The 13,926-nt window shown below is 34.4% G+C and carries 12 protein-coding genes; all 12 read right to left on the minus strand.

The features are described from left to right. Positions 1–30 precede the first annotated feature (30 nt). The 12 genes from QE109_RS13120 to QE109_RS13175 all read right to left on the minus strand — a co-directional run bounded on the left by QE109_RS13120 (position 31) and on the right by QE109_RS13175 (position 13,895). Positions 31–1,263: a mechanosensitive ion channel family protein gene (locus QE109_RS13120; protein WP_281094993.1), complete on the minus strand. Its 1,233-nt coding sequence runs from the start codon at positions 1,261–1,263 to the stop codon at positions 31–33. 146 nt (positions 1,264–1,409) lie between these two features. Beyond that, positions 1,410–2,216: a hypothetical protein gene (locus QE109_RS13125; RefSeq protein WP_281094994.1), complete on the minus strand. Its 807-nt coding sequence runs from the start codon at positions 2,214–2,216 to the stop codon at positions 1,410–1,412. Between the two features lie 622 nt (positions 2,217–2,838). Continuing rightward, complete coding sequence (locus QE109_RS13130; RefSeq protein ID WP_281094995.1) at positions 2,839–3,699, minus strand: DUF2268 domain-containing putative Zn-dependent protease; 861 nt, start codon at positions 3,697–3,699, stop codon at positions 2,839–2,841. 27 nt (positions 3,700–3,726) lie between these two features. Next, positions 3,727–4,491: a MerR family transcriptional regulator gene (locus QE109_RS13135; protein ID WP_281094996.1), complete on the minus strand. Its 765-nt coding sequence runs from the start codon at positions 4,489–4,491 to the stop codon at positions 3,727–3,729. Positions 4,492–4,566: 75 nt separating this feature from the next. Beyond that, positions 4,567–5,505: an ATP-binding protein gene (locus QE109_RS13140; RefSeq protein ID WP_281094997.1), complete on the minus strand. Its 939-nt coding sequence runs from the start codon at positions 5,503–5,505 to the stop codon at positions 4,567–4,569. 23 nt (positions 5,506–5,528) lie between these two features. Then, positions 5,529–5,975 (minus strand): TipAS antibiotic-recognition domain-containing protein, encoded by a 447-nt coding sequence (locus tag QE109_RS13145; RefSeq protein WP_281094998.1) that lies wholly within the window; start codon positions 5,973–5,975, stop codon positions 5,529–5,531. A 363-nt stretch (positions 5,976–6,338) separates the two neighbouring features. After that, positions 6,339–7,928, minus strand: coding sequence for a 23S rRNA (uracil(1939)-C(5))-methyltransferase RlmD (rlmD, locus tag QE109_RS13150; RefSeq protein WP_281094999.1), 1,590 nt, complete (start codon positions 7,926–7,928; stop codon positions 6,339–6,341). Positions 7,929–8,102: 174 nt separating this feature from the next. Beyond that, positions 8,103–9,590, minus strand: a complete 1,488-nt coding sequence (locus tag QE109_RS13155; protein ID WP_281095000.1) for a S1C family serine protease — start codon at positions 9,588–9,590, stop codon at positions 8,103–8,105. A gap of 20 nt (positions 9,591–9,610) precedes the next feature. After that, positions 9,611–10,021 (minus strand): Hsp20/alpha crystallin family protein, encoded by a 411-nt coding sequence (locus QE109_RS13160; protein ID WP_281095001.1) that lies wholly within the window; start codon positions 10,019–10,021, stop codon positions 9,611–9,613. A 109-nt stretch (positions 10,022–10,130) separates the two neighbouring features. Beyond that, positions 10,131–11,549 (minus strand): sensor histidine kinase, encoded by a 1,419-nt coding sequence (locus QE109_RS13165; RefSeq protein ID WP_281095002.1) that lies wholly within the window; start codon positions 11,547–11,549, stop codon positions 10,131–10,133. Between the two features lie 11 nt (positions 11,550–11,560). Further along, positions 11,561–12,247, minus strand: a complete 687-nt coding sequence (locus QE109_RS13170) for a response regulator transcription factor (protein ID WP_281095003.1) — start codon at positions 12,245–12,247, stop codon at positions 11,561–11,563. A 220-nt stretch (positions 12,248–12,467) separates the two neighbouring features. Further along, complete coding sequence (locus QE109_RS13175) at positions 12,468–13,895, minus strand: aminopeptidase (RefSeq protein ID WP_281095004.1); 1,428 nt, start codon at positions 13,893–13,895, stop codon at positions 12,468–12,470. Positions 13,896–13,926: the final 31 nt, after the last annotated feature.

A 13,926-nucleotide genomic window follows, 5' to 3' on the forward strand; every position in this document is an offset into this window, starting at 1 on the left:
TTTTCTCCTTTTTTCAGCTCACTGTTTATTCTAATTTGTTATTTTTTTCAAATCTTCTCCTGTTGGACTTTGGAAAATACGAAGATCAAATTCTGAAATCACAGCTAAAATATGGTCAAAAATATCAGCCTGTATTGCCTCATAATTCACCCATGCTGTATCATTAGTAAAAACGTATATTTCAAGAGGAAGTCCCTTTTCATCTGGTGAAAGTTGTCTAACCATCAAAGTCATCTCTTGGCTAATCCTTGGATGATTCTTCAGATAATTTTCTATATAGGCTCTAAATGTACCAATATTCGTAAGATGTCTACCATTAACTTTACTTATTTCATTCACAATGTTTTCTTTATTATACGACTGAATTTCTGTTTTCTTGCGCTTTAGATAGTCCTGGATAAAGTTGATATGATCAAATCTTTCAAGCATTTCTTCATCGCAAAATTTAATACTATTCATATCGATATTTATTGAACGTTTTATTCTTCTTCCACCAGCTTCTTGCATCCCTTTCCAGTTCTTAAATGATTCAGATACCAATGCATAGGTGGGAATAGTTACTATGGTCTTATCCCAGTTTTGAACTTTAACTGTATGCAGTGAAATTTCAAGCACATCACCATCAACGCCATATTTGGGTATTTCAATCCAGTCACCAATTTGTAGCATGTTATTGGAAGTCAGCTGAATTCCCGCTACAAAACCTAAAATTGAATCCTGAAAAATCAGCAAAAGTACTGCCGAAGCCGCACCAATACTACCAATTAGGATCAGTGGTGATCGGTTCATTAAAACACCTGCTATCACAATAATACCAACTGCATAAACGATGATTTTTCCCACTTGCAAGTAACCTTTTATTGGCCTTGCTTTTGAAGCTTTAAAAGTATTATAGATATCATTTAATGTATCAAAAAACTTATCTAATACCAATATGATGATAAAGACGATATAGCATAATGAAATTCGCTGAATCCAAACTTGGAAAGTAGGGAAAATCGGTGCAAATGCATGTATGACAACAGCTGGAATAATATAGATCATACGGTCAATAACTTTATTTTTTAATAGGATGTCATCCCACTTAGTTTTACTCTTGTGTATAAATTTTGCTAACATTTTAAGTATAATTTTTTTAGCGATAAAATAAAGGACTACACTTATAAACACGATCAACAAAATCATTATCGCATTTACAGCAAATACGGTCAGCCCTTCGCTTAGTCCATAGGTGCTTAATTTTTTTTCTAAAAACTTGATCATTTGTCTACTACCTCTTTTGTTTATTTATGTTTTAACAACTTCTAGTCTATACTATTAAAAAAAAGGTTGCAAGACAGTTAGGGCGTCAAAAAAAAATCTTAATAAATTGTTACTGCTATATACTCCAACTTTATAATCTTGCAGAGCTATTTCATATTCACCAAATAATTTGTATCACATGATATTTTAGCCTCACCATATTCAGAATTTGACGAACCACCATAAAAGTATATATCAAACGTAAACTGAGATTTTGCCGTTGTAACTTGATTTTCCATTTTACTAGAGTCAACTGTAGATATACTCGACATAAAATTCAAATAATGATTATCACTATATAATTCTTCTTTTTCTAGATCTTTATTATATACTCTTTCAAAAGTCCTATCTGTAACATTGAACTTATTTAACGCTGTCTCACCAGATAATTTCATACTACTTGTAAAGGCAGTATTATCCCCACAAGCTAACTCACTAGATATACTCCTATAACTAATTATATTTTTCAAACCAGTTGCAATATCGCCATTTACACTTATGTGTTCAATTATTTCAAATTTACAATTAATATCTGTACTCCCCGCAGTTCCAACATCAGAAACCATCAATAAAACACTTGGCAATGATCGATAAATCAGAATATCACCATTAGATGTGATTACAGTCGATGTATACAAGTCTCCGTATGCAACATTAATATTATTATGCGCAGTCGATGTAAGATTAATTTCGTTTACCTTGTTAAACAAATCCTGTAGTACAGAATCTTGCACTATTTCTTCCTGAGTATATGATGCTAGTGCTCTTGCTTCATTACTTACTGTTGCTTTTCCGTTAAGGATTTCTTTCAATATGTCTTTATCTTTACCAATATGTAAATTACCAACAAAAGTGATCAACATTATACATGTAACTACACCAACAATTAATATTAAAAATATTTTTTTTCTCATGAAACATTCCTTTCTTCTCTATTTAACTTTAACAGACTGTTCTTCAACCACAAAGCTCATGTAGGCTCAAAGCTAATGTAGGCTCAACTTTTTCACCCTAAACTACCAATTTGATTAAAAAAGGACTTTCAAGTTTCAGATGTTAATCTCTAAAACCCGAAAGTCCTTAACTTTAAAAAATTATTGAATTTGTTTTTATACTCTTGACACTAGTGCAACGGATTCAACGTGCCTTGAGTAGATAAAAATGATGTCGTCGGAACATATTGGGGCCTTATCGGAAGGGTATTTCTCTCGAAAGTAGATCTACAAATCTGCATTTTTGAATTTTAGCCTTCACTCTTTTACATCGAAATAATCGGAAGTGTCATCATTCCTGTTCGGCACCTTGTAGTACTGCTACAACTTTACCAGTCAGTAAAAATTATCTTGATTAAGTCTTTTTTCATAAGCAATCCACTTTTAAAGAAAATTGTTGTAGTTCTTTCATCCTTTACGATTATCAGATCACCTTCTGGTTCAGTAGAGTTTTCTTCAAACAGGTTATTTTAATATAGGCAGAAGCTGTTCCAAAATGATTTTCACTTCGAAACAGCTTCTTTATAATAGTATTTTATTACTTTTATTTAAAGTACTCTGATCTCTCCATAATTTCTTCACCCTCTAAAACCGTAGCCTGTTCTATAGAAACACCGGTTTTTTTCAAGAATGCTTGCACCGCATGATATCCCACAGCATATCCGGAATATGGAGGTATGCCTGAAGCTTCGGCTCCCTCGTAGCTTGTCAACATGTCACCAAAAATATATTTTCGAACTTGATTAAAGCCTTTAACATTTAAGGCCTCACCGGTTGTTTTACGTGCCTTTTCTAACTCTTCTCCTTTTAGTCCCTTAATCCAAGGACCAAGATATTCATAGCCATATATACTTTCAGCAAAGCTCTCTGCAAGTCCTTCTAGCACCAAGTACTTTGCAACAGTAACCTCCATAAAGTTCCACTTTGCATTATAAAACAATACATTATGATGAAACTCATGAGCAACAATTGATGGCAGTAATGTTAGACTCTTTTCATCCGGTGTTATTACAACTTGTATATAGCCTGGAATTCCACCAAAGCCGGTAATACCTCCATTATTGGCCAAAAACTCAGGGTCGCCAAGGAAAATTCCAAGTACAACCTTTTCTGGCACAGCTAACCCTGCAGCATGGAACCTTTCAGCTGCAGTTTCCAGTGCTTTACGGGCAGATTCCCAAGCATTAGCAGCCTTAAGCCTAGTCAGCATCTCCTCTGCCTCGGCATCCCTACCTAATAGTGGTAAACATCCCATTGTCTCAGGCTTTGCAGGCATATTCATTATCTTTAACATTGGCTCAAAGGGTTCCATTAACTTATTCTCATAAAAGCCACCTCGTTCTTCATTTGGCAAGTTAATCATTTCCTTGTATAAACTATAAGTATCGTGAATTATAATCTCCATAATATAATTACTCCTTTCTGTTAAGTTTTATTTTAAATTATCACAGTAGTAATGCATTGCTTCTCTCAAAAATTCTGCATAACCTGGTTTGTCTTTATCAATACTTTTCGTAAAACGCTCATCCTGTACATATAGGTCTCCAAGTCCTCTGAATATTTCAACGGTACAATTGTAATAGCTATCAGTTATATGCTGTCTTAACTTTGCTACCCCTTCTTGAACAGCAGGATCCTTAGGACCTTTATGCCTATTAACAATAATCTTCTTGTTAATCTCTTCTGCTTCTGCATAAATTTTGGCCCAGTCTTCTTTATTGTACTTCGAAGTCTTCTTGACACTCTCTTTGTAAGCATCACTGCTGCCATATCTCTCCTTAGTTTCCTCAGCATATCTTTCTTTATGTTTTTCCAGCTCCATTGTATCGAATCCATCAAACATATCCCTTTTGTTTATTTCTATTCCCGTTTCAACTGCCTCCAATGTTTTTTCAACTGAGGTTATAAGTCTCTCAATTCTTTTCCTTTTCTCTATTAAAAGCTCCTTGTGGGTATATAAAGCTTTCTGCTTATCAAAACCTGGAGTATCTAAAATATTTTTGATTTCTTGTAGGTTAAAGCCCAGTTCTTTGAAAAAGAGAATTTGCTGCAATCTTTCCAAGTCCTCATCAGAATACAGCCTGTATCTGGCAGCCGTTACAAACTCAGGTGTTAATAGTCCTATCTCATCATAGTGGTGAAGTGTTCGCACACTTACTCCTACTATTTTAGATACTTGTTTTACTTTGTAGCTCATTATTATATCTCCTTGTAGCTTTATAGTAGTCTATCACGTAGCGTTAATGTCAATATCTTTTTTATATAATCAAATTTATCTACCAATTTCTTCTTTAGCCTTTTTGCTTGAATGTATTGCAGTTATAAAATCATTTAGTCTTACTTTACATGTATAACCCTCTCTTTCAAGAGCCATAGAGCTTGCATTGACAATTATATTAAGAATATCTCCACCTGAAAGCCATTCTGTTTCAATAATTATGCACTCCCTATCACTCTTTGAAAGTTCTATGGGAAGTTTACTCGGTATAAGTTTTTTAAAAATCATTTCTCTGCAGCTTTTATCAGGCAGAGGCATTTCTATGTGCCCAAGAATACGCCTGACGAATGCAGAATCATAGTTTGATGCAAAGTTAGTTGCGAAAATAGTTATGCCTGAAAAATTGTCAAGCTCTAAAAGCATCACAGACCTGCTGACATTCACAGCATGATCTGTACTTTGAGTTATATTTGATAATCTTTTTCCAAGGATAGAATCTGCTTCATCAAAGAACAGTACAGCATTTGATTCCTTCGCTTTCTGAAAGACCGCCTTAATATTTTTTGGTGTTTCACCTACAAACTTAGATTCTATTTCTGCATAATTTACCCGGATAATGTCCATGTTAAGCTCATTTGCTATGGCTTCAGCAGCAAAGCTCTTCCCCGTACCTGGAGGACCATATAGGTTTATTGCAGTACGTCCTCCCGTAGCATCAACCTCCTTTAATCCAAAATCTTCATATAATACATCATGATATTTAACCTTTGTAAGTAAGCTTGCCATCTGTTTTTTTGTTTTCTCTGAAACAACCAAATCCTCTAATCTACGCATTGGTTTTTCAGTAGTAAACATATCCATTCTCTTATTGATATCATTTTCGACTGTCCTCTGATTTTGAACTCCAGGAGGTGATACATATCTTTCTTCTGATTGCGGCTTCAAGCTTTGTCCATTTTCACTTTTTGTGCCTATTTTCATATTTTCATCCATTTTAAACTCTCCTCATCTTACATTTACTCTTGTAGGACTTCATATTGGCTTTCCAGCCATATCATTTCTAATTCATCAACATAACAATTTATAGAACTATGAAGGAAGTCTGGAAGCTTTGGATCTATTGTTTCAAAAACCTTTCTGAACTCAGAATCATAGCTATAAATATCACCTAATCCTCTTAATACCTCTAAAGATGGCTCGTAGAAGTACTGTATAAATTGATGCCATTTTATTAGTAGCTCCTGTATTACATGACTATCGACTCCATGCTGCATATTGTCTGCCAATTCCTGAAATATTGAATTGCATTCCTCCATTATCTGCTCTTTTTTCTTATCACCGCAGCTATTCCAACGCTGTGTTGATTGTCTAACCCTGTCTTCGCCCCATTGACTCATTGCCTGGTTTTCATACTGCTTTTGTTTTTCATCAGTTAGTTTATTTATTTTTTTATCTTTCTTCATTTTCCTCACCTCAATCAACTTGACTATACTGCATAATCAATTATAGAAATTACTATTGCCTCTGCCTAACTTATCGGCTTAAGACCATTAAACACTATGACGTAACGTGAGAGTCAATAACTTTTTTATATAATTTTGAAAAATATAAGTAATCCTACGCTTTATTGAAAGCTAAATAGCAATTGCCCACTACTTAAACAAGTCTACATACAATTCTGCAAAATTCAAACCTTTGCGCAAAATCACCTTAATATTTATCAGGTTGACGGCCCCCTAGTAAAAAATTCCCCCAAACATAGTTTGAGGGAACATAAAACACACTTCAGTATTTGGTTAGAAACTTTCAAAACCTTTGATATAAGCCTATTTCTTCTCTATTAACGCAACACACTCTACGTGAGCAGTATGTCCAAATACATCAACTGGTTGTACCTTTGTAACTTTATATGCGCCACCATCACACAACATCTTAAGATCTCTTGCAAGTGTCGCTGGTTTACAAGATACATAGACGATACGCTGTGGTGCCATAGCTAGAATAGACTCGATCACGGTGCCTTCGCAGCCTGATCTAGGAGGATCTACTACTACGACGTCAGCACTATGTCCAGCTTCATATAATTTAGCAATTTCTTCCTCTGCATCTCCAAGGATAAACGAAACATTCTCTATTTGATTTACTTTGGCATTTTCAAGCGCATTATCTACTGCTTCAGATATGATCTCGATACCGTAAACCCATTTAGCCTTTTGAGCTAAAAATAGTGAAATAGTACCAGTACCTGAATAAAGTTCATAGACATTTTCAGTGCCAGATAACGCTGCAAACTCAAGTGCTTTAGCATATAGTTTCTCTGTTTGAACTGAGTTCACCTGATAAAAAGAAGATGGTGAAATCTCAAAGCTAAGTCCGCCAATTTTATCCTTAATTGTCTCTTTACCATAAAGTAATTTACTAGTTTCGCCTAACCCCTTTATGCTGTTTGATGGTTGAATGCTTTGTTGTATTGAGACTATACTAGGGCATGCTTTTAATAGGCTTTCAACTAAAGTTTTAGTCATACTAAACTTGCTTCCAGCAGTGACTAACACTACCATCACTTCACCAGTTGCTTCTGACTTTCTGATCATGACATTCTTCAGTGAACCACTTTTAAATCTAGGATCATAAGGAGACACTTTAAAGTCCTTCATATGTTTTCTAATCGCATTGATTATTGATGCATTTTGAATATCTTGAAGAAGACAATCCTTTGCATTTACAACCGTATGAGACTGCTTTTTATAAAAACCAATCTTAGGTTTATCAAATGTTCCCTGTACTGGATAGACGCCTTTATTACGGTATCGGAAAGGATTCTCCATACCAATAATTGGTGCTACTTCACATTCAATACCACCGATTCTTTTTAATGCGTTTTCTACCATGCTTTGTTTAAGTTCAAGTTGTGCTTTATATGCATAATCCTGTATCTGGCAGCCACCACATTGATCATAGATCTCACAAGGTGCATCGATTCTATGTGGTGATGGCTCTTTTACATGAAGTAGCTTAGCTTTTGCAAAACTTTTCTTTTGCTCGATTACTTTACACATAACAAGATCTCCAGGAAGTCCACCTGGTACAAATACTGTCATCCCCTCATGTCTACCAACACCTTCACCACTATCGCCTAAATCTGTTATCTCCACTTCCATGAAAACTTCGGATTCCATCACAACTGGTGTAACCAATTCATTTTCATAAGTAGTATCTTCCGATTTAACTGGTTTTTCTGAATTTACTGGTTTAACTGCTTTAGATGGCTTATTAGATTTATTAGATTTAACGCCCTGACTATTTGATTTACTTGATTTACTTGATTTACTTGATTTATTCTTAAAGTTGTTTTTACTGTGATCATCTTGCTTATGTGGTGCCTTTTTTGCCTTATCGGCATTGTTACGTTGCATATAGCCTCCTAATATTCTCAATCCTCTCATTATAACACAAAGTATCAAAACGCCTTAGTAATATTTATTTATTCTCACAAATCATTATATACCCATTAAAAAAAGAGACAACACAAAGTCATGAATTGTCTTCGTGTCATCTCCTTGATAGCCCTTTTTCTCCAGATAAAGGGGCTATTTTTTCTGTGTACCTCTCTCGCCTAAAACGACGTCAATAACCATATTTTCTTTTTCATTTCTAACCAATTTCACTTTTACAGTGTCCCCTGGTTTATATTTAGCGAGAAGCGTTGTTAAATCTTCCATATTATAGACATTGTCATCATTCACACCTACAATAAGATCCATCACTTGTATACCAGCTTTTTGTGCTGGCGATGCATCATAAACATATTTAACTAAAACGCCCATTGGTATATTGTAAAGTTTTGCTGAATTTTCATCTACATCAACCCCACCAATTCCAATATAGGGTCTTGATACATAACCTTTTTCCATGAGTTCTTTTACAATCGCCATCATTTTCTCTGATGGAATTGCAAAACCCATACCTTCAACATCAGTTTCAGCGATTTTAGCAGAATTAATTCCGATTAATTCACCTTTGTTATTAACAAGTGCACCACCTGAATTTCCTGGGTTGATAGCTGCATCAGTTTGAATATAAGTCATGCTCTCGTCGTCTGCAACTTGACGGTCTACTGCACTTATTATGCCTTGAGTAACTGTATTGCTATATCCAAGTGGATTACCTATAGCTATTGCTACTTCACCAATTTGTAGTTTACTTGATTCACCTACTGCGATTGGTTTGATCTGATTTTGTAAATCAGCATTGATATCTGATTTTTTAACAGTGATTACGGCTAAATCAGTGCTTTCATCATATCCAACTAAAGTTGAATTGACTATTTGATCCTTAGCAAGTTCTACGACAACATCTGTAGCATCACTGATTACATGATAATTGGTTACAATATAATAAAGCTCAGAATTTTGATCAATTATAACGCCAGAACCTTTTGCAGTAGCTTCTTGTTGGTTATTAAACCAATCATAAATGTAGGATTTGCTAGTAATTCCTACAATTGAATTTCCTACGTTTTTATAAATCTCTGTCACATCTGAATCCGAAATATTTGAATTGATTCCCGATTCATCAATATAATCTTTCACTGACTTATAAATTTCAGCTTTATAATTACTTTCTAGTAACTTATCAACCTTATCACTTATTGCTACTTCATTAAGATTGATTTGTCCATGATAATAACCAATTGTATATGTGCTACCACTAATTAAAACAAGCGATAGAACAACCATTAACACCGACGTTAGCCTAACTTTTTTTCCCTTACGCACATGCACCGGCTTAGCTTCTTTTGTTTCATCATGGATCGGTATAGATTCTGCTTTGAAGGCCCTATTTAAAGGTTCTTTAAACTCTGAATGTTCAGGTTGTTCAAGAACTACTTCAGAATGTTCAACAGTATTAACTTGATCTACTGCATCCCCTTGCTCTACTATATTTATCTCCTCAGCTGGTTCAGCTGGTTCGATTTTATCAGCATCTGTTGCTAGATCAAGTTTTTCCAGTTGATTATCTTTCTCTGGAATTTCATTTGTTTCTAGTCCATCTTTACGTTCATTTTCATTCATCATGAATCACCTCGTCATAAGATTTAGAACATCGTATGTGAAGCTTTGGGAAGTTCAATTTTTAAAACACCATTCTTCAGCGTAGCTTTGATGTTTTCATTGTCAACATTTTGAACTAAAAAATTGCGTCTGAAGATCCCAAATCTTCTCTCACGGCGTATAAAATCATAGTTCTCTTCTTGATCAAGCCCATGCTTTTCAGCAATGATACTTAGATAACTGTTTTCATATACGATGGTAATATTGTCAATTGTAAATCCAGGTAACTCTGCTTCTACAAAGAAACATGTGTCATTTTCCCTTACGTCGACGTCAAACGTATTGATTACACTTTCACCCTTCTTAATCGCACAACTGACTTTTTCTTCCATGACATCGTAAAACAGTTGATCTAATGCTTGTCTATGTTTTGAACCACTATTTGTCTTCAACAATTTTACACACCTCCTAGATTATACAATAAGGTATTATTTTGAACATTTTATGAATAATACTATAATCAAATTTAAAGATTTTGCCTCAATTCATTATGAAACAAAGTAACTACGATTTAAAAATCTGTGTGGATAGCGTAAATATAAAGGCTACACCAATATCTTCATTTGAAAATACATCGATTTTTTCATGATGTGCTTTTATAATTTCTTTTACAATTGATAGACCAAGACCTGACGATTTTTTCTCAAGCCCTCTAGATTTATCAAGTTTGGTAAAACGATCCCATATCATTTCAAGCTCTTTCTCAGATAGAACTTTTCCGGTATTACTCACACCTACATAAAGTTTGTCTCCTCGAAGCTCTGTTCTAATACTAATCGATCCTTCAGGTTCTACAAATTTAGTTGAGTTGTCAAGAAGGTTATATACAACACGATGGATCGAAGTATAATCTCCATGTGCAAGTACTTTATCTTTCGCTAAATCAATCGTGAGCTTGATATTCTTTTCAATGATTTTCTGCTCAAAATTATCAAGTACATTTAATATTAACTCATTGATATCAAAATCAGTTTTATTAAGTACCAGTGCACCACTTTCCATCTTTGAAAGATCAAGCAAATCGTTGATCATCTTAATTAAACGATCACTCTCATTTAGAACTATCTTTAGGTATCGATCTTGCTTTTCACCCTCTATCGTGCCATCCAAAATCCCTTGCGTATAACCCTTTATAGTCGTTAGAGGAGTTCTAAGATCATGTGATAAACTTGATATAAACATACGCTTTGTGTTTTCTTGATTGTTAAGTTCATCTGCCATGACGTTGAAACTCTCAGCTAGTTCACCCAGTTCATCTTTGCGATTGATAATAATTTTCTTTTCAAAATTACCTTCTGCAATAAAGCGAGCCGAATCATTTATGACATTAATCTCATATCCCATACGACGCGTAATTAAAAAGATCAGTATAACCGCTAGTACACCAGATAATGCAAGTGAAACAAAAATTATAACACTTACTTTAGATATGGTATCTTCAATCTCGGGCATAGGCACATTAATAAACATCGCATAAGTGACATCTCCTACGTTAAATGGATACCCCACTCTTAACATACGTTCTTTATAAAGATCTTTATAGAGTACCTCTTTACTAGTCGTTTCACCTGAAAATACCTTTTGAATTTCATCAGGTAAGTCTGGAAAAGCAGATAAGTCCATATCCGCTCGATCTAGCTCTGTTGAATAAAGTATTCCATCTTCAGTGAAGAGCCATATATTAGCTCCAGTATACCCATCCAGTAACATCACTTGTTCTTGAAGGACGTTAAGGCTAATTGTGTTGACGTACTTACTATTAACCAGCTCTTCATAACTTGATACGCGCTTAATAATAAGTTCTGTTTCATGACTTACGAAATAAATATCTAGTACCGTTCTAACCCCAATAATAATGAGGATAAATGATATCAGAAAAATCAAAATATATATAAAGGCAAACTTATGAAAAATCGTCTTCATTATTCACCTCACTAATCCAATTTGAATTTGTACCCAACGCCCCATACAGTTTTGATTTCCCAGCCGTTGTTTTCTTTTTCAAATTTTTCTCTCAACCGTTTTATGTGAACATCAACAGTTCTGGTTTCGCCAAAGAAATCATAACCCCAGATATGATCAAGTAGTTGTTCTCTTGTAAATACTCTGTTAGGGTGACTTACAAGATAATTTAATAATTCTATCTCTTTCGGTGGCAATTCTAAAACCTCTCCAAAATAAGTCACGTTATAATCTGACATATTTATAGTTAGGTTAGACACTGAAACGATACCGTCCAAATCAACTTTATCTGCATTTTGAAATCTACGTATTACAGCCTTAACACGTGCAGTCATCTCTTTCGGCTCAAACGGCTTCACTATGTAGTCATCCGCTCCAAGTTCAAGTCCTAGTACCTTATCAAATGTTTCATCTTTTGCAGTAACCATAATTACTGGAACTTGACCGATTTTTCTTATCGCCTTTAAGGTGTCATATCCATCCATACCAGGCATCATTATGTCTAAAAGCACAAGGTCTGGCACGTTGACTTTAAAACCTTCAATGCCTTTCTCACCACTCTCAAATTGATCTACTGTATAGCCTTCCTTAGTAAGGTAAAGTGATATTAGTTCTCTAATGTTTTCATCATCATCAATCACAAAAATTCTTTTACTCATAGCGGCCTCCTTTATTTAAAAACATTGGATTTGAGGTCCAAAGTTCTTATGCGGATTCTTATATTTATTTGTAAATCTAAAAAAGATGAGCATTATTGTTATAATGCTCATCTTTACTCTTTATTATTATACAGTATTTATTTAATAAGTTCCAATTCAACAATTGAATAGGATGTAAATTATTTGTGACGAAGTAACTTATTTAAAATAAATCAACTTACTATCTGTTTAAGAAAGCTCTATATGCTTTATATGTCATATAAACATCTACTTTACTTACGACTTCATAAGGTGCATGCATGCTTAAAACAGGTACACCACAATCAACAACTTCAGCGTTTGAATTTGCAAGTATATACGCAATTGTACCACCGCCACCTTGATCAACTTTTCCAAGTTCTCCAATTTGCCATACGATACTGTTGTCATTGAAAATTTTTCTAACTTCACCTAAGAACTCAGCATTGGCATCATTACAGCCGCCTTTTCCTCTAGCACCAGTATATTTGACAAGTTGAACACCTTTTCCAATATGGGCAGAGTTTTTCTTGTCATAGGCACCTGCATAATTTGGATCAAATGCAGCACCAACATCACCAGATAATACACTTGTATTTGAGATACATCTTCTTAAAAACAAATCATTAAAATTAGGTTCTTGAAGTGCGATTAACTCCGCAACAATATTTTCAAAATATCTTGATTGAGAACCAGTATTACCTTGGCTTCCCACTTCTTCTTTATCCATAAACATACCACAAGCAGTTGTTTGAAGATTTTCAAGTTCAAACATTGCAGCTAGACCAGCATAACTACAAACTCTATCATCATGTCCATATGCTGAAATCATACTTCTATCTAAGCCTAAATCTTTTGCTTTTCCAGCAGGTACAATTTCAAACTCTGCAGATAAGAAATCTTCTTCTTGAATACCATATTTCTCACTTAAGATTTTTAAAACATGAAGTTTTACTTTATCCTTAGTCTTATCATCACCTATTGGCATATGACCAACCAAAACGTTTAATGTTTCACCATCAATACCTTCAGCGAGGGTCTTAGAAGATTGATCTTTCGCTAAGTGTGGTAACAAATCAGTAATTGCTAAGATTGGATCAGTTTCATCTTCACCAATTACAACTTCTATTTTTTCGTTGTTTTTATTGTAGACAATACCATGTAATGCTAATGGTGTAGCTGTCCATTGGTATTTTTTTATGCCGCCATAATAATGTGTTTTAAAGAAAGCCATATCACTATCTTCATATAATGGAAATGGTTTAAGGTCTAGTCTTGGAACATCAATATGAGCTCCAACTACATTCATACCTTCTTTAAGGGGTTTTTCGCCCATTACAAAAAGTACAATTGATTTATCGCGATTCATCGCATAAATTTTAGAACCTTTCTCAAGTTTCTCTTTACCCTCAAGAAATAGATTGACATCTTTAAAGCCTTTTTCCACAGCTAATCTTAAGATCTCATTTGCGCTTTCTCTTTCGGTTTTACCCTTATCAAGAAAAAGCTTATAGTCTTCATTAAATGCAAAACAAGTCTTGATCTCATCTTCACTTAATGCTTCCCAAGCATTTTTGAAGCTGTGGGTTAATGACTTTGATAATTCTTCAAATTGTGTTGAATTTTCCATGATATCCCCCTCGAAATTGTTCAAAATAATG

The organism is Fusibacter bizertensis (genome assembly GCF_029914245.1).
In the GTDB taxonomy this organism is placed as follows: domain Bacteria; phylum Bacillota; class Clostridia; order Peptostreptococcales; family Acidaminobacteraceae; genus Fusibacter_C; species Fusibacter_C bizertensis.